The sequence below is a fragment of the Variovorax boronicumulans genome (genome assembly GCF_019352895.1).
In the GTDB taxonomy this organism is placed as follows: Bacteria; Pseudomonadota; Gammaproteobacteria; order Burkholderiales; family Burkholderiaceae_C; genus Variovorax; species Variovorax boronicumulans_A.
This window is the reverse complement of record NZ_JAAAFX010000004.1, coordinates 1,946,479-1,965,828: the sequence shown is the minus strand read 5'-3', so window position 1 is coordinate 1,965,828 and position 19,350 is coordinate 1,946,479. Positions and strand designations below refer to the sequence as shown.

The 19,350-nt window shown below is 69.2% G+C and carries 23 protein-coding genes; 20 read left to right on the top strand and 3 right to left on the bottom strand.

The features are described from left to right. Nucleotides 1–61: 61 nt before the first annotated feature. From K0H49_RS10675 to K0H49_RS10635, 9 genes are all read left to right on the top strand, one after another. Nucleotides 62–445: a hypothetical protein gene (locus K0H49_RS10675; RefSeq protein WP_219211889.1), complete on the top strand. Its 384-nt coding sequence runs from the start codon at nt 62–64 to the stop codon at nt 443–445. Continuing rightward, on the top strand, nt 445–675 hold the full coding sequence (locus tag K0H49_RS10670; RefSeq protein ID WP_219213209.1) for a hypothetical protein: 231 nt from the start codon (nt 445–447) through the stop codon (nt 673–675). Before K0H49_RS10675 ends, K0H49_RS10670 begins: the two co-directional genes overlap by 1 nt. A 3-nt stretch (nt 676–678) precedes the next feature. Further along, complete coding sequence (locus tag K0H49_RS10665) at nt 679–1,377, top strand: DUF2786 domain-containing protein (protein WP_219211888.1); 699 nt, start codon at nt 679–681, stop codon at nt 1,375–1,377. Next, nucleotides 1,374–2,045, top strand: a complete 672-nt coding sequence (locus K0H49_RS10660; protein ID WP_219211887.1) for a gp16 family protein — start codon at nt 1,374–1,376, stop codon at nt 2,043–2,045. Before K0H49_RS10665 ends, K0H49_RS10660 begins: the two co-directional genes overlap by 4 nt. Beyond that, nucleotides 2,042–2,419, top strand: a complete 378-nt coding sequence (locus K0H49_RS10655) for a Mor transcription activator family protein (RefSeq protein ID WP_219211884.1) — start codon at nt 2,042–2,044, stop codon at nt 2,417–2,419. Before K0H49_RS10660 ends, K0H49_RS10655 begins: the two co-directional genes overlap by 4 nt. A gap of 235 nt (nt 2,420–2,654) precedes the next feature. Continuing rightward, the gene (locus K0H49_RS10650) at nt 2,655–3,173 is read left to right on the top strand and encodes a sigma-70 family RNA polymerase sigma factor (RefSeq protein ID WP_374122331.1); all 519 of its coding nucleotides are present in this window, start codon (nt 2,655–2,657) and stop codon (nt 3,171–3,173) included. After that, nucleotides 3,170–4,225 carry a FecR domain-containing protein gene (locus tag K0H49_RS10645; protein ID WP_219211882.1) on the top strand — a complete coding sequence of 352 codons (1,056 nt, stop codon included), beginning with the start codon at nt 3,170–3,172 and terminating at the stop codon, nt 4,223–4,225. Before K0H49_RS10650 ends, K0H49_RS10645 begins: the two co-directional genes overlap by 4 nt. A gap of 166 nt (nt 4,226–4,391) precedes the next feature. Beyond that, nucleotides 4,392–6,851 carry a TonB-dependent siderophore receptor gene (locus K0H49_RS10640; protein WP_257624659.1) on the top strand — a complete coding sequence of 820 codons (2,460 nt, stop codon included), beginning with the start codon at nt 4,392–4,394 and terminating at the stop codon, nt 6,849–6,851. A 35-nt stretch (nt 6,852–6,886) separates the two neighbouring features. Further along, complete coding sequence (locus K0H49_RS10635; protein ID WP_257624658.1) at nt 6,887–7,999, top strand: PepSY-associated TM helix domain-containing protein; 1,113 nt, start codon at nt 6,887–6,889, stop codon at nt 7,997–7,999. A gap of 8 nt (nt 8,000–8,007) precedes the next feature. On the opposite strand, the gene K0H49_RS10630 is transcribed toward K0H49_RS10635, so the two are convergent. Continuing rightward, a complete protein-coding gene (locus K0H49_RS10630; protein ID WP_219211880.1) occupies nt 8,008–8,433 on the bottom strand; it encodes a RidA family protein in 426 nt (141 codons plus the stop codon). A gap of 242 nt (nt 8,434–8,675) precedes the next feature. On the opposite strand from K0H49_RS10630, the gene K0H49_RS10625 reads away from it, so the two are divergent. Genes K0H49_RS10625 through K0H49_RS10615 form a run of 3 tightly spaced genes read left to right on the top strand, consistent with a single transcriptional unit; the run spans nt 8,676 to nt 11,284 of the window. Next, nucleotides 8,676–9,617 carry a TauD/TfdA dioxygenase family protein gene (locus tag K0H49_RS10625; protein ID WP_219211879.1) on the top strand — a complete coding sequence of 314 codons (942 nt, stop codon included), beginning with the start codon at nt 8,676–8,678 and terminating at the stop codon, nt 9,615–9,617. A gap of 5 nt (nt 9,618–9,622) precedes the next feature. Then, on the top strand, nt 9,623–10,240 hold the full coding sequence (locus tag K0H49_RS10620) for a GrpB family protein (RefSeq protein ID WP_219211878.1): 618 nt from the start codon (nt 9,623–9,625) through the stop codon (nt 10,238–10,240). Between the two features lie 36 nt (nt 10,241–10,276). After that, entirely contained in the window at nt 10,277–11,284 is a 1,008-nt protein-coding gene (locus K0H49_RS10615; RefSeq protein WP_219211877.1) for an aldo/keto reductase, read from the top strand. 71 nt (nt 11,285–11,355) lie between these two features. On the opposite strand, the gene K0H49_RS10610 is transcribed toward K0H49_RS10615, so the two are convergent. Further along, a complete protein-coding gene (locus K0H49_RS10610) occupies nt 11,356–12,327 on the bottom strand; it encodes an aldo/keto reductase (RefSeq protein ID WP_219211876.1) in 972 nt (323 codons plus the stop codon). 67 nt (nt 12,328–12,394) lie between these two features. On the opposite strand from K0H49_RS10610, the gene K0H49_RS10605 reads away from it, so the two are divergent. The 8 genes from K0H49_RS10605 (at nt 12,395) to K0H49_RS10570 (ending at nt 18,130) form a co-directional block, all read left to right on the top strand. Then, nucleotides 12,395–12,541 carry a hypothetical protein gene (locus tag K0H49_RS10605; protein ID WP_219211875.1) on the top strand — a complete coding sequence of 49 codons (147 nt, stop codon included), beginning with the start codon at nt 12,395–12,397 and terminating at the stop codon, nt 12,539–12,541. A 327-nt stretch (nt 12,542–12,868) separates the two neighbouring features. Continuing rightward, nucleotides 12,869–13,528, top strand: coding sequence for an energy transducer TonB (locus K0H49_RS10600; protein WP_219211874.1), 660 nt, complete (start codon nt 12,869–12,871; stop codon nt 13,526–13,528). 97 nt (nt 13,529–13,625) lie between these two features. Beyond that, nucleotides 13,626–14,492 carry a MotA/TolQ/ExbB proton channel family protein gene (locus tag K0H49_RS10595; RefSeq protein WP_219211873.1) on the top strand — a complete coding sequence of 289 codons (867 nt, stop codon included), beginning with the start codon at nt 13,626–13,628 and terminating at the stop codon, nt 14,490–14,492. 2 nt (nt 14,493–14,494) lie between these two features. Beyond that, nucleotides 14,495–14,920, top strand: a complete 426-nt coding sequence (locus K0H49_RS10590) for an ExbD/TolR family protein (RefSeq protein ID WP_219211872.1) — start codon at nt 14,495–14,497, stop codon at nt 14,918–14,920. Nucleotides 14,921–14,959: 39 nt separating this feature from the next. Beyond that, nucleotides 14,960–15,385, top strand: coding sequence for an ExbD/TolR family protein (locus tag K0H49_RS10585; protein WP_219211870.1), 426 nt, complete (start codon nt 14,960–14,962; stop codon nt 15,383–15,385). After that, nucleotides 15,382–16,530: an ABC transporter substrate-binding protein gene (locus K0H49_RS10580; RefSeq protein ID WP_219211868.1), complete on the top strand. Its 1,149-nt coding sequence runs from the start codon at nt 15,382–15,384 to the stop codon at nt 16,528–16,530. The genes K0H49_RS10585 and K0H49_RS10580 overlap by 4 nt, the downstream gene beginning before the upstream one ends. After that, nucleotides 16,527–17,423, top strand: a complete 897-nt coding sequence (locus K0H49_RS10575) for an ABC transporter permease (protein ID WP_219211866.1) — start codon at nt 16,527–16,529, stop codon at nt 17,421–17,423. Before K0H49_RS10580 ends, K0H49_RS10575 begins: the two co-directional genes overlap by 4 nt. Continuing rightward, entirely contained in the window at nt 17,420–18,130 is a 711-nt protein-coding gene (locus tag K0H49_RS10570) for an ABC transporter ATP-binding protein (protein ID WP_219211864.1), read from the top strand. The genes K0H49_RS10575 and K0H49_RS10570 overlap by 4 nt, the downstream gene beginning before the upstream one ends. On the opposite strand, the gene K0H49_RS10565 is transcribed toward K0H49_RS10570, so the two are convergent. Next, complete coding sequence (locus tag K0H49_RS10565; protein ID WP_219211862.1) at nt 18,100–19,347, bottom strand: MFS transporter; 1,248 nt, start codon at nt 19,345–19,347, stop codon at nt 18,100–18,102. The two genes, K0H49_RS10570 and K0H49_RS10565, sit on opposite strands and share 31 nt — an antisense overlap. Nucleotides 19,348–19,350 lie beyond the last annotated feature (3 nt).

Here is a 19,350-nt window from a genome sequence, read left to right as displayed (position 1 = left end):
GTCTGGCGGCTTGGTCTTTCCCCGTCGCCCTCGGGCGGCGGGGTCTTTTTTGGAGCAGCGCATGGGCTCTTTCGACCGGTCCCAACAGGCCTTTGATGTGCTGACGACGGTGGCGAATGCGCTGCGCGCGGAGACCACACGCGGCGCCATCCGCGCGTCGCTATGGGTCAACGAGACCGAGACACTCGCCGATCGCCTTGACCTGGTCATCGCGGAGATCGACCAGGCGATCCATCCCCTTGGCGAACAGCGCGCGATGACGTTGCGCACGCTGCGCACCGCGCGCGAGCTGCTCGCGCGCGCTGATGACTCGGGCGATATCTACGACACGCTGTGGCTTGCTGACCGCACGCCATGCACGCTGTTCGACTTTCTCGCGATCAGCATCGAGCAGCTCGAAGAGCAACGCCGGCAACGGCCGCAGGCTGCGGGAGGTCAATCGTGATGCGTATCGACGTCTTGGCTGCCGCAACGGGCATCGTCGGCGCCTTCCTGATGGCCATGATGACGGTGCCCGCGCTGGCGTTCGGTCTCTTCCTGGCCAGCAACACCGCCTGGATGGCTCACGGCGCGAAGCATCGCCAGTGGCCACTGTTCACCATGCAGCTCATCTTCTCCATCTCGAGCCTGCTGGGCCTGTGGAACTCGTGGCTCGGGCCGCTCATCCTGGGGTGAACCATGAACCGTGATGACGCCCTGAAGAAGATCAAGAAGTGCCTGGCGCTCGCGAAGAGCACCAACCCGAACGAGGCCGGCATCGCCATGCGCCAGGCGCAACGCCTGATGGCGGAGCATGGCGTGAGCCTCGACGACGTCGCACTGTCCGACGTGAGCGTCGTGAAGTGCTCGACGCGCACGAACTCACAACCGCGCTGGGAGGTGAGCCTCGCTCGCATGATCGCGGAGGCCTTCGGCTGCGACCTGATCTGGTTGAGCGAGGACCGGATGCTTGGCTCGCGCCGGGTCATCCATCGGGAGGTGGCTTTCATCGGCATAGCCTCAGCGCCGCAGGTTGCCGCGTATGCCTGGGACGTTCTGTCGCGCCAGTGCGCGAAGGCGCGCCTGGCCCATCTGCGCAAGCAGCCGGCTCGTTGCAAGCCCATCACCCTCACGGCCCGAGGCGACGAGTTCGCCATGGGCTGGGTGCATGCCGCGCACCAGTTGCTAGACGCTTTCGCCAATTCGGAGCGGAACGTCCTGTTGATCGAGCAGTACAAGGCTCAGACCTGGCCTGATAGCACGACGTTCAAGGCCAAAGACCGGACCATCGGACGGAACGTGACCACCACGGATCGGGCGGCTGGGTTCGTGGCCGGCCTCGAGGCGCAGTTGAACCGCGGCGTCGGTGGCGTGCCGGAAAGGGCGCTCCTGGCATGAAGCCCGTCACCGCACCGACCAGGCCCACGCGCTCGGCATCGGCCGCGGGCGGCCGCGCCAGGCTGATCACCCTGATCCACGTCGCCAAGCGCGACCTGCAGATGGATGATCCGACCTACCGCACCATGCTGCGCACCGCTGGAAAGGCCGACTCGACCGCCAAGATGGGCGTTCCAGCGCTGATGAAGGTCTTGGAACACGCCAAAAAGGCGGGTTTCAAGGTGCGTTCCAAGGCTGGAGATCGGCCGCAGGCAACCCCCACCGAGGCCCGCAAGGTGCGCGCGCTGTGGTTGTTCCTGCACCACCTCGGCGCAGTCCAAGATCCGACCGAGTCGGCGCTGGCCGCGTATGTGAAGCGCATCGCGAAGGTCGACGACCTGCGCTGGGCGCGGGACGACCAGATGTTGGCCCTGATCGAGTCGCTCAAGAAGTGGGCCATGCGCTTCCTGCCGGCAGCGATCGCTGGGCTCAGGGCCGAAGCTGCAGCGCTGGCCGCGCGCGGCGCCCTGACGGCCGAGCAACTCGGCCAGTGTCAAAGGGCGCACAACGAGGTCAGCGGCGGCGGACTGACTTTCGATCGCCACTGGGCTGCTTGGGAGGCTTACGCGGCCGTCGTCGGGGGCACGAGAGCCACATCCATCAAGGCCAACATCGGAGGTGCACCGTGAGCGCTGAAACACGGATGGGCGAGAAGCGCAACGAGTTGCTCGCCGACCTGGTGCAGCTCGCGGAGCGCGTACTCCGAGAAAACGAGGTCACTCCGGCGGCCGCGTCCACGGTCGCCTGTGCGCTGGCCGACCGCCTTGCTGCCCACTGGGGCGGCCAGATGATCTACATCCCCGCCGACTTCCAGTGGAAGCTCGCCCAGGTGGAACTTGAGATCTATGACGCATTCAACGGCTCGAACTACATCGAGCTGGCGCGTCGGCACGGAATGACGGAGAGCGGGCTGCGCCGCCTGATCGCCCGCGTTCGTGCGAAGTTGGCATCGTTCCGGCACGAGCAGCAGCTCGACATGCTGGACGCCCCCCCCGAACTCTGAAGAACCGGGCAGCGCGGCCCGTTTCAATACGCGTAACGGATTTACACCGAGGCCGTTTTCTAAATCCCGCCTCGTTCCCGTATATCCCAGTTATCGCACCGGCGCGTCTCCCTTTATCTCAGTCTCGTTCAAGCACGAAGGACGCATCGGCCCGAGGCCGCGCGCACGATCCGACACATAATGCGATCAATTCTTATTCCGAAATCTGCCCGCAGCCGTGGGCAGTGCCTGCATCGTGAGTGCCCCCAACTGCGCGTCATCTTCCGGCATCGACGTCCTTTACGGCAGCCACCATGGCTGGCTGCAATCCTGGCTCCGGCACAAGCTGGGCAACGCCTTCGATGCCGCCGACCTGGCGCAGGACACCTTCGTGCGCCTGCTCGCCAAAAGCGAGCCGATCGATGTGCGCGAGCCGCGCGCCTACCTCGCGACCATCGCCAACGGGTTGGTGGCCAACCACTGGCGCCGCAAGGCGCTGGAGCAGGCCTACCTCGAGGCCTTGGCCGCGCAGCCCACCGCGTTCGCGCCCTCACCGGAAGAGCGCCTGCTGGTGCTCGAGACGCTCGAGCGCATCGCACGTCTGCTCGACGGACTGGCGCCCACGGTGCGCGAGGCCTTCCTGCTGTCGCAGCTCGACGGCCTCAGCTACCCGCAGATCGCCGAGCGCCTGGGGCTCAGCGTCAACGTGGTGCAGAAGGCCATGACGCGCGCGCTGATGCATTGCTACCAGGCGCTGTACACGCCGGCACCATGAGCGCCGCCGCGGGGTCCTTGCACGACGGCATGCCAGACGATGGCAGCCCGGTCGACGAACACATCGTCGAGGAGGCCGTGGCCTGGTACGTGCGCCGCGCCTCGGGAGAGCGACTGCCCGAGGCCGAGGCCGCCTTCGCCGCCTGGCATGTCGCGCATCCCGAACATGCCCGCGCCTGGCAGCGGCTGCAGGCGCTGGGCGGCCGGCTGCGCGACAGCACCGGCCACGTGCCCGCGCCCATGGCACGCGCCACGCTGGCGCAGGCCGCGGCCCTGCCGCGCCGGCGCCTGCTCAAGACCCTGGCATGGGCCGGCATCGGCGGCAGCGCGCTGTACCTGTTGCGCAACGAGGTCGCCTGGCACGACCCACTCGCCCGGACCCTGGCCGACGCGCGCACCGCCACCGGCGAGCGTCGCGCCCTGGTGCTGGCCGACGGCACCCGCCTGCTGCTGAACACCGCCACCGCGGTCGACATCCGATTCGACACTCAGCGCAGGTTGATCGCGCTGCATGCCGGCGAGATCCAGGTGGCGACCGCGCCCGACGCGGCCGGGCGCCCTTTCCTGGTCGGCACGCGCGAGGGCATGCTCACCCCCATCGGCACCCGTTTCACCGTGCGGCGCGACGCGCTCCACGACGACGCACAGGGCTTCACGCGGCTGGCGGTCGAACAGGGCGCGGTGGAGATTCGCGTGGCGTCCGCCGCGTCGGACGCGCCGGTGCGGGTCTCGGCCGGCGAGCAGGCGCGCTTCACGCGCAACGGCGTCGACGCACGCCTGCCGCTGGACGAAGCCGCGCAGGCATGGACCGAAGGCAAGCTCGTCGCCGAGCGCATGCGACTGGCCGACCTGCTGGCCGAGCTCGACCGCTACCGCAGCGGCCGCCTGCGCTGCGACCCGGCCGTGGCGGACCTGCGCGTCACCGGCGTCTGGCCCCTGGCCGGCGCCGAAGCGACCGACCGGGTGCTGGCCTCGCTCGAAAAGACGCTGCCGGTGAAGGTGTCGCAGTTCACGCGTTACTGGGTATCGGTGGGACCGGCGGCAGCGCACTGAACGCCGCATGCCGGGGCCTTCGGCGCCGCGGCGAAATATTTTCTCCGTAGAGGGGCAGTTTTCCGGATCTCGCGGGGCCTCCCTGTCAGAACCGCTGCGTGTGCTGCCTTGCGGGCGATGCACGTGGCGCCTTTTCCTGACCTCAGCTTCGACAAGGAACCCGCCCATGGCGCCCGTCCGCGCATCTCATTCTTCGGTCCATGCCGTCTCGCCACTGCGCGGCGCGGTGCTGTCGCTCGCCCTGATGGCGATGGCCTCGGTGTCGCCCCAGTCCTTGGCACAGCCTGCGCCAGCGGCCGGCGAGGCCCGCGTGCGCTTCGACATTCCGGCCGGCACGCTCGACCAGAATCTGGTGCGCTTCGGCCGCCAGTCGGGCTTGCAGATCACCGTCAACGCCGAACTCACGGCCGGCCTTCGCAGCCCCGGCGTGAGCGGCAGCCATCCGGCCGACGACGCGCTGCGCCAGCTGCTCGGCGGCACCGGCCTGTCGGCCCAGCGCGGCGGCAGCGGCGAGTACACGCTGCGCAGGGCGCCGCCCTCGGCGACGCCCGCCGACGCCGGCGCGGCGGGCACGCTGCCCGCCGTGACCGTGTCGGCCGACGCCGCAACGGCGGATCGCCTGCCACCGGCCTACGCCGGGGCACAGGTCGCCCGCGGCGGCAGGGCCGGGCTGCTCGGGAACAAGGACTTCCTGGAGACGCCCTTCAACCTCACGAGCTTCACCGCCGAAGGCATCCAGGACCAGCAGGCGCGCACGATCGGCGACGTGGTGAAGAACGATCCCTCGGTGCGCACCATCTGGCCCGACGGCAGCTACATCAACCAGTTCACCATCCGCGGCTTCCCGACCCAGACCTCGGACATGGCGGTCAACGGCCTCTACGGCATCGTGGCGCCACAGATGACCGGCGGGCTCGAGTCGATCGAACGCGTGGAACTGCTCAAGGGCCCGGGCGCACTGCTCAACGGCATGGCGCCGACCGGTGGCATCGGCGGCAACATCAACCTCGTGACCAAGCGCGCCGGCGACGAGCCGCTCACGCAGCTCACGACCAGCTACTACGCCAGCGCGCAGTTCGGCCAGCACCTCGACCTGGGCCGGCGCTTCGGCGACGACAAGCAATGGGGCCTGCGCTTCAACGGCGCCTACCGCGACGGCGACACCGGCGTGGACGACCAGTCGCAGCGCGCCGGCTCGGCCACGCTGGGCCTCGACTACCGCGGCGACCGCGTGCGCCTGTCGGCCGACCTCGGCTACCACGACATGCGCACCGACGCGCCGACCCGCATCGCCTACACGGACAACGCGAACTTCCAGATTCCGCGGGCGCCCGACAACACCCTGAGCCTCGGCCAGCCCTGGTACTTCGCCAAGTCGCAGGACCGCTTCGGCATGGTGCAGGGCGAAGTCGACATCGCACCCGGGCTTACCGCCTTCGCCGCCGTCGGCGGGCGCAGGAACGAGTTCCTCGGCCTGTACAACTTCATCTACCTGCGCAACGCGCTCGGCGACTTCCGCGCCAACCAGTACTACCAGCCGACCTACTCCGACACGCGCACCGCCATGGCGGGCCTGCGCGGCCAGTTCGACACCGGCTCGGTCCGGCACGAGATCAACCTCAACCTGAGCACGCTGCACACCGAGTCGGGCGTGCTGGCGCCCGTCATCTCGACCTACACCGGCAACATGTACCGGCCGCCCGTGATCGCACAGCCCGCGCTGACGGGCTACGCATCCACGGCGCCGAAGACGGCCGAGTCCGACCTGCGCAGCATCGCGATCGCCGACACGCTGCACTTCCTCGACGACCGCGTGCAGCTGACGCTGGGCCTGCGCCAGCAGAGCGTCGAAGTGCAGAACTTCAATGCCGCCACCGGTGCGCCGACCACCGCCTACGACAAGGAGCGGGTCACGCCGGCGGCCGCGCTGGTCGTGCGCGTGTCGCAGGCCTTCAGCGTCTACGGCAACTACATCGAAGGCCTGAGCCAGGGGCCGAGCGCGCCGGCGGGTACGCGCAATGCGGGCGAGGTGTTCGCACCGCTGCGCGCCCGACAGGTGGAAGCCGGCGCCAAGTACGACTTCGGTCGCTTCGCCGTGACGGCCAGCGTGTTCCAGATCGAGCAGCCCAGCGGCCTGACCGACAGCGCGACCAACACCTACCGCGTCGACGGCGAGCAGCGCAACCGCGGCATCGAGCTCAACACCTTCGGCGAAGTGGCGCGCGGCATCCGGCTGCTCGGCGGCGTCACCTTCATGAAGGGGGTGCAGACCCGCACGGCCAACGGCCTGTTCGACGGCAACAAGGCCATCGGCGTGCCGACCACGCAGTTCAACCTCGGCAGCGAATGGGACCTGCCCGCGGTTCAAGGTCTGACGCTGACCGGCCGGCTGATCTACACCTCCTCGCAGTACTACAACGCCGCCAACACGCAGAGCATTCCGGCGTGGACGCGCGTGGACATCGGCGCCCGCTACCGGACCCGCATCGCCGACCTGCCCGCGACGCTGCGCGTCGGCATCGAGAACCTGGCGGACAAGGACTACTGGGCGGCGGCGTCGAGTGCCTTCGGCCTCGCACGCGGTGCGCCGCGCACCTTCCTGCTGTCGGCCACCTTCGACTTCTGATCCCTGTTCCCCGACATGACCGTCCTGGCCCGCCGATGAGGTCGCAGGCGCTCCAACGCTGGCAGCGGCTCCACACCTGGAGCAGCCTCGCCTGCACGGTGTTCCTGCTGGTGCTGTGCATCACCGGCCTGCCGCTGATCTTCTCGCAGGAGATCGAGGAGGCCGGCAGCACGCCGCTGCCGACGCTGTCGGACACCGCCGCGGGCGCGCCCTGGGCGAGCCTCGACACGCTGGTGCGCACCGCGCGCGGACGCTACCCCGACGAGGTCGTGCGCTTCGTCTTCATCGACGACGACGAGCCGCGCGCCAAGGTGGTGATGGCGCCGGCCGACAGCCCGGACCGCAGCAAGGACCACCGCATCGAGTTCGATCTGCGCACCGGCGCCGTGGTGGCCGACACGCCGCCGACCGGTGCGCAGCGACCGACCGCCATGGGCTGGCTGCTGCGCCTGCACACCGATCTCTTCGTCGGCTTTGCAGGCGAGATGACGCTGGCCGTGGTCGGCGTCGTCTTCGTGCTCGCGCTGGTGTCGGGCACGGTGCTCTACGCGCCCTACATGCGCAAGCTCGACTTCGGCGCCGTGCGCACGCGCACGCGCCGGCTCACATGGCTGGACCGCCACAACCTGCTGGGCGTGTGCGCGCTGGCATGGATGCTGGTCGTCGGGACCACCGGTGTGCTGAACGAACTGTCGAAACCGCTCTCGGCCCACTGGCGGCGCACCGACATGAGCGCCTTGTTGCGCGGCCACCAGGGCCCGCCGGTGGCGGCGCCCCAAGGCACCGCGCAGGCCGCTTTCGACACGGTGCGCGCGGCACTGCCCGAGCGCAACGTCACCAGCCTCATCTTTCCCAGCCGCTCGTTCTCGAACCCGCACCACTACCTGGTCTGGACCAACGGCAACACGCCGCTGACACACCGCTTGTTCACCGCGGCACTGGTCGATGCGCAGACCGGCGAACTGAGCGCCGTGGCGCAAATGCCGACCTACCTGCGGGCGCTGCAACTCGCGCGCCCGCTGCATTTCGGCGACTACGGTGGCCTGCCGCTGAAAGTCGTCTGGGCGCTGCTGGATCTGCTGGCCATCGTCGTCCTGGGCAGCGGCCTGTACCTCTGGCTGGGCCGGCTGCGCGCCAGGTCGCGCTGAGGCGCAGCTCAGGAAGACGACACGCTGTCGTCTCGCGGCACCGCGCGCGACACCGCCACGCACTTGATCTCGACCAGAAGCCCCGGATGGGCCAGTTCCGTCACGCCGATGCAGGTCCAGGCGCAGGCGCCGCGGGGAAAGGTCCGGTCCTTCACCGCCCTGAACACGGCCATGTGCTGCCGCATGTCGACGTGGTAGGTGGTCATCTCCACCACGTCCTCGAAGGTGCAGCCGGCTTCGGCCAGCACCAGCCGCAGGTTCTCCCAGGCCGCGACGAACTGCGCCTCGGGGTCCGCGATGACCTGCAGGTCGGCGGTGCGGCCGACCTGGCCGGCGCAGTAGACGGTGGCACCCACCTGTACGGCGGGCGCATAGCCGGCCCTCTGCGCGAGCAGCGCCATGGATGACGGGAGGATGATTTTTCGGTCGGTCATGTCTGAATGTCGAGAGAAGGAGGGGGGGGCCGTGCCGGTGCCTGGCCGGGCCTGTTCACGCTATTTTCGGGGTTGCGCGGACCTGCCGCGGCACAGCCACGCGGCCTGCTGTGAAGCCAGCAGCCGCCCGCCGCGGATGCTGCGCACAGAGCAACGACACCCTGATCGACGGGCCTTTCCAATGGCATGGAGCTTGCGCTGAAAGGACGACTCTCGTTCCATTTCCATCACAGGAGACCCGCATGTCCGCCGTCGCCGAACGCACCACGATTCAAGTCCGCCCACTCACGCCGGTGATCGGCGCGGAGATCTCCGGCGTCGACCTTCGCCAGCCGCTGGACGCCGCCACCGTTGCCATCCTGAAGGCGGCGATCCACCAGTGGCGCGTGCTGTTCTTCCGCGACCAGCCGATCACCGACGCGCAGCAGCTCGCGTTCGGCCGCGCCTTCGGTCCGCTCACGCCCGCGCACCCGATCGCCGAAGGGCTCGACGACCATCCGGAGATCTGGCAGCGCAAGGCCGCCGAGTACAAGTCGCGCCGGCCCGACGTGACCGTGCCCAGCGCGCCGCCGCCGCGCGACAACAAAGGCTGGCACATCGACATCACCTTCGTCGCCAACCCCAACCGCTACACCATCCTGCGCGGCATCGACATCCCGGCCTATGGCGGCGACACGCTGTTCGCCAACCTCGTGCGCGCCTACGACGGCCTCTCGGAGCCGATCAAGCGCCTGATCGACCCGCTCAAGACCGTACATCGCACCAGCGGCTACGACAGAGCCGGCAGCGGCAAGGCGCGGCGCGACGGCCGCGCCACCGGACCCTTCGTATCGCTGCACCCGCTGGTGCGCATCCACCCCGAGACCGGCGAAAAAGTGCTGTTCGTGAACCCGGGCACCACCAGCCACATCGTCGGCCTCAAGGAGCCCGAGAGCCGCGGCATTCTCGAGATGCTGATCAACGAGATCACCCGGCCCGAGTATCAGGTGCGCTTCCACTGGTCGCCGCACGCGCTGGTGCTGTGGGACAACCAGGCCGTAGCGCATGCAGGGCCGATCGATTACGCACACTTCGACCTGCCGCGCGTGGTGCGCCGCATCACGGTCGCCGGCGAGTTGCCTCAGGGACCGGACGGCTTCCGTTCCCAGGCGCTGGAAGGCGAGCTCTTCAACGTGCTGGGCTGAACCCGGTGGCGAACGTTGCAGAGACCGACACTGCGCTGGGCGTAGGAAGTGGCCAGGTCCGACTGGCGGCGCATTCGCCGGCCTGGGCGGCACAGTTCGAGCAGGAGCGGCATCGCATCGAAGCCGCGCTGGGCCTCTTCGCCATCGATGTGCAGCATGTGGGCAGCACAGCGGTGCCGGGCCTGCAGGCCAAACCGATCCTCGACATCGCGATCGCGGTGGCCACTCCGCATGCCTCGGCACAGGCAGTGCAGCGGCTGGGCGCCATCGGCTATCGCGACCTGGGCTGGCGCAGCGCGCAAGCTGGCCATCTGCTCGAAAGGACCGGTCCACGCGGCCGCACCCATTGCATTCACCTGCTGCCGCTCGCAAGTCCCCATTTCCACGACTACCTCCTGGTGCGCGACCACTTGCGCAGCAACCTCGCGGCGCGGGCCGAATACCAGGTGGTCAAGCGCACCCTCGCACAGCAGCACCCGCAGGACCGACGCGCCTACACGGCCGCCAAGAGTGCCGAGGTGGCGCGGCTGATCGCCCAGGCGCGCGCACGCAGCGCCATCCTCGCGGCCGCGGGCCTGCCCTTTCCCATCGGCGGCGCACCCCTGCGCGCCGTCCATCACTGAGCGCTTTCCTCATTCTTCAACCGGACTTCTTCTTCCATGAGCATTCCCACCACCCGCCTCGGCCGCACCGGCCTGACCGTCTCGCGTCTGGCGCTCGGCACCATGACCTTCGGCCTGCAGACCGAGGAAGCCGTGTCGCACCGCATCCTCGACAAGGCGGCCGAAGGCGGCATCAACTTCCTCGACACCGCCGACGTCTACCCGCTGGGCGGGAGCCTCCAGACCGCCGGCCGCACCGAGCAAATCATCGGCAACTGGCTGGCCGTCGACAGCACGCGCCGTCGGCGCTTCGTGATCGCCACCAAGGCGGTCGGCAAGGTCGGGCCGCAAGCCTGGGACCAGGGCGCCTCGCGCAAGCACCTGCTCGACGCGATCGATGCGTCCCTGGCGCGGCTGCAGACGGACCACGTCGATCTGTACCAACTGCATTCGGACGATGCGCACACGCCGCTCGACGAGACCATCGAGGCGCTCGACACCATCGTGAAGTCGGGCCGCGCACGCTATGTCGGCGTCTCCAACTTCCTGGCCTACCGCCTGGCCAAGGCCCTGGGGCGCGCCGAACTGCTGCGGCTGACGAAGTTCGTGTCGGTGCAGCCGCGCTACAGCCTGCTGTTCCGCGAGATCGAGCGCGAGTTGCTGCCGCTGGCCGTGGAAGAAGGCCTGGGCGTGATTCCGTACAACCCGCTGGCGGGCGGCCTGCTGACCGGCAAGCACGGCAAGGGCACCGCCCCGCCCGACGGCACCCGCTTCACGCTGGGCACCGCAGCCGGGCGCTACCAGGAACGCTACTGGAACGACCGTGCCTTCGACACCGTCGCCCAACTCACCGAGGTGGCGGAACAGGCCGGCGTGCCGCTGGCCACGCTGTCCATCGCATGGGTGCTGGCCAACCCGGCCATCACGGCGCCGCTCCTGGGCGCCAGCAGCCCCGACCAGCTCGACGCCACGCTGGCTGCGGCCTCTTACCAGCTCGCGCCCGACCTCAAGCAGAAGCTCGACTCGCTCACGCTGGCGTACCGGCGCGGCGACTCGGCACGCTGAGGCAAAGCAAGGGCTCCGATCGCAGCCCCTGAAGGTGGTCGCCCGGCACCGTGTCCGCGCGACCTTCGCCTTCAACCGATCAAGCCGGCGAGCGCCTCGTCGATGCGCGTCAGCACCGGCGCATCGAGCTTCGGCACCACCGCCAGTGCCCCCAGGTTCTCCTGCAGTTGCGCGACCGCGGTGGCGCCGGTGATCACGGTCGACACGCGCGGGTTCCGCAGGATCCACGCGAGCGAGAGCTGAGGCAAGGTGGTCTGCAAATCGGCCGCGATGGTAGCGAGCGCGCGCAGGCCCTGCGTCAACGCGGGGTTGGCGATGCGCTGCTGCAGCCGGTCGCCGCCATTGACCGCGGCACGGCTGCCGGCCGGCACGCCATCGAGGTACTTGCCGCTCAACAGGCCCGAGGCCAGGGGACTCCAGGTCGTCAGGCCCAGGCCGATGTCCTCGCAGAGTCGCGCGTATTCCGTCTCGACTCTCGAACGATGCAGCAGGCTGTACTGCGGCTGCTCGGTCACGGGCTTGTGCAGGTGGTGGCGCTCGGCGATGTCCCAGGCCGCGCGGATCTCGTCGGCGCTCCACTCGGAGGTGCCCCAGTACAGCGCCTTGCCGCGCGAAATGATGTCGTGGAAGGCCCAGACCGTTTCCTCGATCGGCGTGTGCGGATCCGGGCGGTGCGCATAGGCCACATCGACGTGGTCCAGGCCCAGCCGGCCCAGCGAACCGTCGATGGCGTTGAGCAGGTACTTGCGGTTGAGCGTACGGCCTTCGTTGGGGCCGCTGCCAAGGCCGCTGAAGAACTTGGTCGTGATGACGAAGCGGTTGCGCTGCCAGCCGAGCCGCTTCAAGGCCTCGCCCATGATGCGCTCCGACTCGCCCTTGGCGTAGCCCTCGGCGTTGTCGAGAAAGTTGATGCCGCCATCGCGCGCGGCGGCCAGGATCTCGATGGCCCCGCGTGTATCCGTCTGGTTGCCGAAGTTCACCCAGGAGCCGAATGACAGTGCGCTGACCTGGAGGCCGGAACGGCCGAGTCGTCGATATTGCATGAAAGAGAGAAGAGAAAAGAAGTTGATGACGCGGGAGTGCGTTGCCGGATGTTGCGAATCCTGTGCCATGCCCGCCAGCCTTCTATTGCTGTGCACCGAGCAGCGCCAGCGCCGGGCTGCTGCGTTCGCACCGGCCGACATGGTGTGCTGCACGCACGGCATCACGCGCGCCATCGTCGAGGGGCAGGCCTTCGGTCCGGCCGAAGCGCGATGACCTCATATCGTCATGCAGCGCCCGAATTTGGCGCCGCGGCGGTGCGCATCCGGCATGGCCGATCTGCTTCGTGCGTGCCGATGCTGTTGCCTGCGCAGCAGCTGCAGGCACGTAAGGCTGCGTGAAGACCAACACCCGCCACGGGCGTCATATGGCGATCCCGTTTCTGGCGCTCCCATCCCGCGTTCGACCCTCTCAGGCCGCGCGGCAGGCACGCGCAGTGGCACGCTCCCTGCAATTGTCCTGGCCACGAGAGCGAGCGGCCGCGCAGCATGCGGCGCCCGCATTTCATTCCTTCCTTGGGCGCCCGGCGCCGGACCTTCATCGATGAGCTATGCCAGCCAGCAAAGAGATCCCCGTCGCCACCTGACGGGCATCGGCTTTGTGATCCTCTTCCACATCGCGCTGGTCTATGCCCTCGTGAACGGGCTGGCGCGCAAGGTCGTGGACGTGCTGGCGAATCCGCTCGAGGTGAGGATCGTCGAGGCGCCCAGGCCGGTGCAGCCACCGCCGCCTCCGCCTCCGCCCGAGCGCAAGGTCGTGGTACCGCGACCGAAGGTCACGCCGCCGCCGGCCTATGTGCCGCCGCCCGAAGTGGTGGTGAGCGCACCGCCCGCGCCCCGCATCGAGGCCACGCAGTCGCAACCTGCGCCGCCCGCGCCCCCTTCGCCTCCCGCTCCGCCGGCACCGGCCGCGCCACCGCCCGCACCCGTCGTGGCCAGCGTGGGCGTCACCTGCCCCAACCACCTGAGCATCCGCAGCAGCGTCGCCTATCCGCCGCGTGCGCTGCAGATGAACCTCAGCGGCGACGTGCTGGTGGAGTTCATCGTGCGCGAGACCGGCGCCATCGCCAACGTGCGCATCGTGAAGAGCACGAACTCGGTGTTCAACGACGTCGTGGCCGCGGCGGTGGCGCGTTTCCAGTGCGTGGGCCAGGGGCAGCCGGTGCGCGTGTCCGTGCCCTTCCAGTTCAAGCTGGACAACTGATCCGCGCCATGTATTTCCTTTCCTCGCCGCGCGGGCGCTGTCGATGCCCAGCCCTCCCTGCCCCTCGCTCTTCCTCACCCCTCTTGCTGGAGAAACCATGACCCCCACTTCCCGCGCACTGCGCAAGGCGCGTGCCGCCCTGCCGGCCGCCTTCGCCTCGATCGCCCTCGCGCTGAGCTTCGGCCCGGCGGCCCTTGCACAGGACGGCAACGCCACGGCCCAGGCCAGCGTCTCCAACCCCTACGGCCTCGATGCGCTGTGGGCCCAGGGCGACCTGGTGTCCAAGGCCACGCTGGTCATCCTGGTGATCCTGTCGGCCGCCAGCTGGTACGTGATCGCGACCAAGCTCTACGAACAGCAGAAGCTGCGCTCGCATGCGAAGCAGGCGCGCAAGAACTTCTGGAACGCAGGCGGCGTCGAGCAGGCCACGCAGACGCTCAATCCGAACGGCGCCTTCCATTTCATCGCGCAGGCCGGGCTCGATGCACGCAAGACCCATACAGGGCTGCGCGAGCACATCGACCTCAACACCTGGGTGGGCCAGTCGATCCAGCGCGCCATCGACAACGTGCAGTCGCGGCTGCAGGACGGGCTCACGCTGCTCGGCACCGTCGGCTCGACCTCGCCCTTCGTCGGACTGTTCGGCACGGTCTGGGGCATCTACCACGCGCTGACCGCCATCGGCATCGCCGGACAGGCCTCGATCGACAAGGTGGCCGGCCCGGTGGGCGAGGCGCTGATCATGACCGCCATCGGCCTGGCCGTGGCCGTGCCCGCGGTGCTAGGCTACAACTGGCTGGTGCGCCGCAACAAGGCCGCGCTCGACGAAGTGCGGGCCTTCGCGGTCGACCTGCATGCGGTGCTGCTGGGCGGCGCGAACGTCAACGCCGCGGTGTCGGTGAGCCCGCAGACCGAAGCCGCCAACCACAGCGCGCCCGCCAAGCTGGTCGCGGCCCGGGCCTGACCATGGCCATGGTCGTCGGACAGTCGGGCGGTGACGACGAGATCATCGCCACCATCAACACCACGCCATTGGTCGACGTGATGCTGGTGCTGCTGATCATCTTCCTGATCACCATCCCGGTCGTGACCCGCACGGTGCCGGTGGACCTGCCCAAAGAGGTCAACCGCCCGCGCGAAGCCAAGGCCGAGGACATCCAGCTCGCGGTCACGCGCAGCGGACAGGTGTTCTGGAACCAGAGCGCCATCGGCAACGACGAGGCGCTGGTCGAGCGGCTCAAGCAAGTCGCCCGGCAGACGCCGCAGCCCGCGATCCAGATCCGCGGCGACGGCGGCGCGCCCTACGAACACGTCGGCCGCGTGGTGCTGGCCTGCCAGCGCGCCGGCATCCTGAAGATCGGCTTCATCACCGAGCCCCCGCCGCGCGGCTGAACGCTGCCGCGGCCCATCCCTTCCCCGGAGACCCCTTCCATGGCCATGAACTTAGGCGCCAGCGCATCGGCGGAGCCCCAGGTGATGGTGGACATCAACACCACGCCCTTGATCGACGTGATGCTGGTGCTGCTCATCATGCTGATCGTCACCATCCCGATCCAGCTGCACTCGGTGAACCTCAACATGCCCGCGCCGCAGCCACCCACGATCACGCAAGAGCCCGAGGTGGTGCGGCTCAACATCGCCGCCGACGGCGCGGTGAGCTGGAACGACGAGAAGCTTGCCGGTTTGCCACTGCTCGAGTCGCGGCTCGCGGGCATCGCCGCGCAGCCGGTGCAGCCCGAGCTGCATGTGCGCCCGGACCGTGCGGTGGATTACCGCGTGGTGGCGGCGGTGATGGCCGCCGTGCAGCGCCATGGCCTCACCAAGATCGGCCTCGTGGGCTCGGAGCAGTTCCTGTGAGCACTTCGTCCCGCACAAGATATTCGCTCGCCGCCGTGGGTGTCGCATTGGTCGCCGTGGCGGCGTTCCTCGCGTTCGGCCGTGGCGCCTTCGACCGCGGCACGGCCGCCACGAGCGCCCCCACGAAGCTGGCGCTCGATGCACCGCTGCCCACCGAGGTGCCGCCACGCACCCGCCTCGTGATCGGCGACCCGACCACGCAGCGCGTGCTCAAGCACAAGGGCTGGGACAAGAATCTGCCCTTCGACATCGAATGGGCCAACATCTCGGGCGGGCCCGGCGTGACCGAAGCCTTCCAGGCGCGTGCGCTGGACGTGGGTTCGGCGGCCAACATCCCGCCCATCCACGCGGTCTGGGTCGGCATCCCGGTCAAGATCATCGCCTGGCGCCACAAGTCCGACCCCTTCGCGTACCCGACCTACGTGATCGGCCTGTCGCCCAAATCGAAGATCGCTTCGCTGGCCGATCTCAAGGGCAAGAAGCTGGCATTCAGCCCCGGCCAGGCGCAAGGCGCGGTGGTGCTGCGCACGCTGGCCGAGGCGGGCCTGACGCCCCAGGACGTGACATTGGTCGACCTGCCCTCGACCTCTGACGTCTACACCGGTGCGCTCGCCAGCGGCCTGGTCGATGCGGCGCCGCTGGGCCGCGCCACGCTGGGCACCAAGCGCTACCTCGATGCCTATGGCAAGGAAGGCGCGCGCATCCTCGGCCATGGCCGCTTCCGCGACGACGCCGGCAACCTCTACGTCCGCGACGAGACACTTGCGGATCCGGCCAAGGCCGCTGCCTTGCGCGCCTATGTGCAGCTTTGGGCGCGCGCCACCGAATGGGCCGAGCAGAACCGCGCGGAATGGACCCGCATCTACTACATCGAAGACCAGGGCGTGAGTGCCGCCGATGCCCAGTACATCCTGACCCACACCGGCCCGACCGAAGTGCCCGCCGACTGGAACGACGTGATCGCCCTCCAGCAGGAGACCGTCGACTTCATGGCCCGACAGATCGGCCGCGACAGCTTCGACGCCGCGACCTTGTTCGACCGGCGCTTCGAGAAGATCGCCTTCGACGCCATCCACGCCTCGCGCAACGCTGTCGCAGCAGCCGATGCCCCCCTCCAAGAGAACCCGAAGGTCCCCACCCCATGAGCGCACATCCTCCTCCCCGCGCGGCCCTCCCCGTGCCCGCCGCACTTCCCCTGCATCGCCGCGAACCCGAGCGCTTCGTCGTGGCCCGACCACCCGCCGACAACCGGCGACCGGCCACCCGTCGGCTGGGCCTGGGCGCGCCCGTGCGCTACGGCTGGCTGCTGGGGCCGATCCTGCTGCTGGTCTATTGGTCGATCGGCTCGGCCACCGGCTTCATCGACAGCCGCATCCTGCCCGCGCCCTGGGTCGCGGTCACCACGGGCTACGACCTGATCGAGCAGGGCCGGCTGCAGACGCACCTGCTGGTGTCGGCCGTCCGCGCGGGCCAGGGGCTGTTCTTCGGCATCCTGATCGGCGTGGTGGTGGCCCTGCTGTCGGGCCTGAGCCTGACCGGCGGCTATGTGTTCGACGGCCTGGTGCAGATCAAGCGCGCCGTGCCTTCACTCGCGCTCATTCCCTTCTTCATCCTGTGGTTCGGCATCGGCGAATTCATGAAAGTCACGGTGATCACGCTGGGCGTCTTCACGCCGATCTACATCCATACGCACAACGCGCTGCGCAGCATCGACCTGCGCTATGTCGAACTGGCCGAAACGGTACGGTTGAGCCGAAGCGAATTCATCCGCCATGTGGTGCTGCCCGGCGCCATGCCGGGCTTCTTCCTGGGCCTGCGCTTCGCCGTGATGGGCGCATGGCTCGGGCTGGTGGTGGTGGAGCAGTTCAATGCCACCGACGGCATCGGCTACATGATCAACCTCGCGCGCAACTACGCACAGGCCGACGTGATGCTGGTGGGCCTGGTGCTGTACGCACTGCTCGGCCTGGCCTCCGACTACGGCGTTCGCTATCTCGAGCGCAGGGCCCTGGTGTGGCGCAGGACGCTGGCGAAATGAGCGCGGTCGTTCGCATCCGCCAGCTCGAGCGCCGCTTCACGCGCAAGGGCGTGCTGCAGGGCATCGACCTCGACATCGCGCAGGGCGAGTTCGTGGCGCTGCTGGGGCGCAGCGGCTCGGGCAAGAGCACCTTGCTGCGCGCCGTGGCCGGGCTCGACCACGAGGCCATCGGCACCGGACTGCTCGAGGTGCCACAGCGGCTGTCGGTGGTGTTCCAGGATGCGCGGCTGCTGCCGTGGAAGCGCGTGCTCGACAACGTGGTGCTGGGCCTCGGCAGCGCCGATGCGCGGGCGCGTGGTCAAAGGGCGCTGGAAGAGGTCGAACTGGGGGCGCGGGCGCAGTCCTGGCCTTACGAACTGTCCGGCGGCGAACAGCAGCGCGTGGCGCTGGCGCGTTCGCTGGTGAGCGAGCCCGCGCTGCTGCTGGCCGACGAGCCCTTCGGCGCACTCGATGCCCTGACCCGCCTGCGCATGCACGCGCTGCTCAAGCGCCTGTCGGCGCTGCATCGGCCGGCCGTGCTGCTGGTGACACACGACGTCGACGAGGCGATCGAGTTGGCCGACCGCATCGTCATGCTCGACGAGGGAAGGATCGCCGCCGACCTGACGGTCGACCTGCCCACCGAGACCCGGGCACGAACCCAGCGCTTCGCCGAGGTCCGGGCCCAGCTGTTGAACTACCTGGGCGTGGAGACGGCGGTCGACTGAGCCGCCGGCCACAGCCGCACGACCAGTGCCGCCACCGCCGAGCCCGTGGCCAGCCCCGTGACCGCCATCCAGCCCCACTGCGCGAGCACCAGCGCGCCCAGCGCCGAGCCGATGGCCATGCCGATGAACATGCCGACGAACAGGATCGCGTTGAGCCGGCTGCGCGCGCCGGGCTCGATGCCGTAGACCAGGGTCTGGTGCGCGATCAGGGTGGCCTGCACGCCGAGGTCGAAGCCCACGGCGCACAGCGCCAGCAGCCACAGCTGTGCATGCGGCGACAGCCAGGGCGCGGCGGCCATGGCCGCGAAGGACAGAGCCGTCAGCGCCACGCTGCCGCGCGCCACCCAGGCCGGGCCGTGGGTGTCGGCCAGCCGGCCGGCCAGCGGCGCGGCCAGCGCACCGGCCGCGCCGGCCAGGCCGAAGGCGCCGGCCGCCGCGCTGCCCAGGTGGAAGGGCTCGCCGTGCAGCATCACCGCCAGCGTCGACCAGAAGGCGCTGAAGCCGATCACCACCAGCCCCTGCGCCAGCGTGGCGCGCCGCAGCGTGCCGTGGCGCCGCCAGAGATCGACCAGCGAGCCCATCAGCGCGCCGTAGGACATCTGTGTGGTGGGCGCGAAGCGCGGCAGGCCGCGCCAGACGGCCACGCCGACCAGCGCGATGCTCGCGGCCGCCGCCACGAACATGCTGCGCCAACCGAAGTGCTCGGCCACGAAGCCGCTGACCACCCGCGACAGCAGGATGCCCAGCAGCAGCCCGGTCATCACCGTGCCCACCGCCTTGCCGCGCCGCGCTTCGGGCGCCAGCACCGCGGCGGCCGGCACGATGTCCTGCGCCAGCGTGGCCGACAGGCCGATCGCCAGGCTGGCCACGAGCAGCAGGCCGACCGAGGGCGCGGCACCGGCGGCCAGCAGCGCGACGCAAAGGATGGCCGCCTTGACCAGGATGATGGTGCGCCGGTCGTAACGATCGCCCAGCGGCGCCAGCAGCAGCAGGCCCAGCGCATAGCCCAGCTGGGTGAGCGTGGGCACGAAACCCACGGTGCGCGTCGAGGCGCCGATGTCGCTGCCCAGCACGCCCAGCATGGGCTGGCTGTAGTAGAGCGAGGCCACCGAAAAGCCGGCGGAGGTGGCGAGCAGCATCACCAGCGCAGGTGGCAGCGTGTTCTCGGCCGGACGCTGGGGGGCGGCCGAGGCATGCACGCATTGAATGGAAGACATGGT

What these genes read in the sequence shown, in the direction of transcription:
- K0H49_RS10675 (WP_219211889.1), top strand. Translation starts at nt 62, where the DNA reads ATGGGCTCTTTCGACCGGTCCCAACAGGCCTTTGATGTGCTGACGACG.
- K0H49_RS10670 (WP_219213209.1), top strand. Translation starts at nt 445, where the DNA reads ATGCGTATCGACGTCTTGGCTGCCGCAACGGGCATCGTCGGCGCCTTC.
- K0H49_RS10665 (WP_219211888.1), top strand. Translation starts at nt 679, where the DNA reads ATGAACCGTGATGACGCCCTGAAGAAGATCAAGAAGTGCCTGGCGCTC.
- K0H49_RS10660 (WP_219211887.1), top strand. Translation starts at nt 1,374, where the DNA reads ATGAAGCCCGTCACCGCACCGACCAGGCCCACGCGCTCGGCATCGGCC.
- K0H49_RS10645 (WP_219211882.1), top strand. Translation starts at nt 3,170, where the DNA reads ATGAGCGCCGCCGCGGGGTCCTTGCACGACGGCATGCCAGACGATGGC.
- K0H49_RS10640 (WP_257624659.1), top strand. Translation starts at nt 4,392, where the DNA reads ATGGCGCCCGTCCGCGCATCTCATTCTTCGGTCCATGCCGTCTCGCCA.
- K0H49_RS10635 (WP_257624658.1), top strand. Translation starts at nt 6,887, where the DNA reads ATGAGGTCGCAGGCGCTCCAACGCTGGCAGCGGCTCCACACCTGGAGC.
- K0H49_RS10630 (WP_219211880.1), bottom strand. Translation starts at nt 8,433, where the DNA reads ATGACCGACCGAAAAATCATCCTCCCGTCATCCATGGCGCTGCTCGCG.
- K0H49_RS10625 (WP_219211879.1), top strand. Translation starts at nt 8,676, where the DNA reads ATGTCCGCCGTCGCCGAACGCACCACGATTCAAGTCCGCCCACTCACG.
- K0H49_RS10615 (WP_219211877.1), top strand. Translation starts at nt 10,277, where the DNA reads ATGAGCATTCCCACCACCCGCCTCGGCCGCACCGGCCTGACCGTCTCG.
- K0H49_RS10610 (WP_219211876.1), bottom strand. Translation starts at nt 12,327, where the DNA reads ATGCAATATCGACGACTCGGCCGTTCCGGCCTCCAGGTCAGCGCACTG.
- K0H49_RS10605 (WP_219211875.1), top strand. Translation starts at nt 12,395, where the DNA reads ATGCCCGCCAGCCTTCTATTGCTGTGCACCGAGCAGCGCCAGCGCCGG.
- K0H49_RS10600 (WP_219211874.1), top strand. Translation starts at nt 12,869, where the DNA reads ATGAGCTATGCCAGCCAGCAAAGAGATCCCCGTCGCCACCTGACGGGC.
- K0H49_RS10595 (WP_219211873.1), top strand. Translation starts at nt 13,626, where the DNA reads ATGACCCCCACTTCCCGCGCACTGCGCAAGGCGCGTGCCGCCCTGCCG.
- K0H49_RS10590 (WP_219211872.1), top strand. Translation starts at nt 14,495, where the DNA reads ATGGCCATGGTCGTCGGACAGTCGGGCGGTGACGACGAGATCATCGCC.
- K0H49_RS10585 (WP_219211870.1), top strand. Translation starts at nt 14,960, where the DNA reads ATGGCCATGAACTTAGGCGCCAGCGCATCGGCGGAGCCCCAGGTGATG.
- K0H49_RS10575 (WP_219211866.1), top strand. Translation starts at nt 16,527, where the DNA reads ATGAGCGCACATCCTCCTCCCCGCGCGGCCCTCCCCGTGCCCGCCGCA.
- K0H49_RS10570 (WP_219211864.1), top strand. Translation starts at nt 17,420, where the DNA reads ATGAGCGCGGTCGTTCGCATCCGCCAGCTCGAGCGCCGCTTCACGCGC.
- K0H49_RS10565 (WP_219211862.1), bottom strand. Translation starts at nt 19,347, where the DNA reads ATGTCTTCCATTCAATGCGTGCATGCCTCGGCCGCCCCCCAGCGTCCG.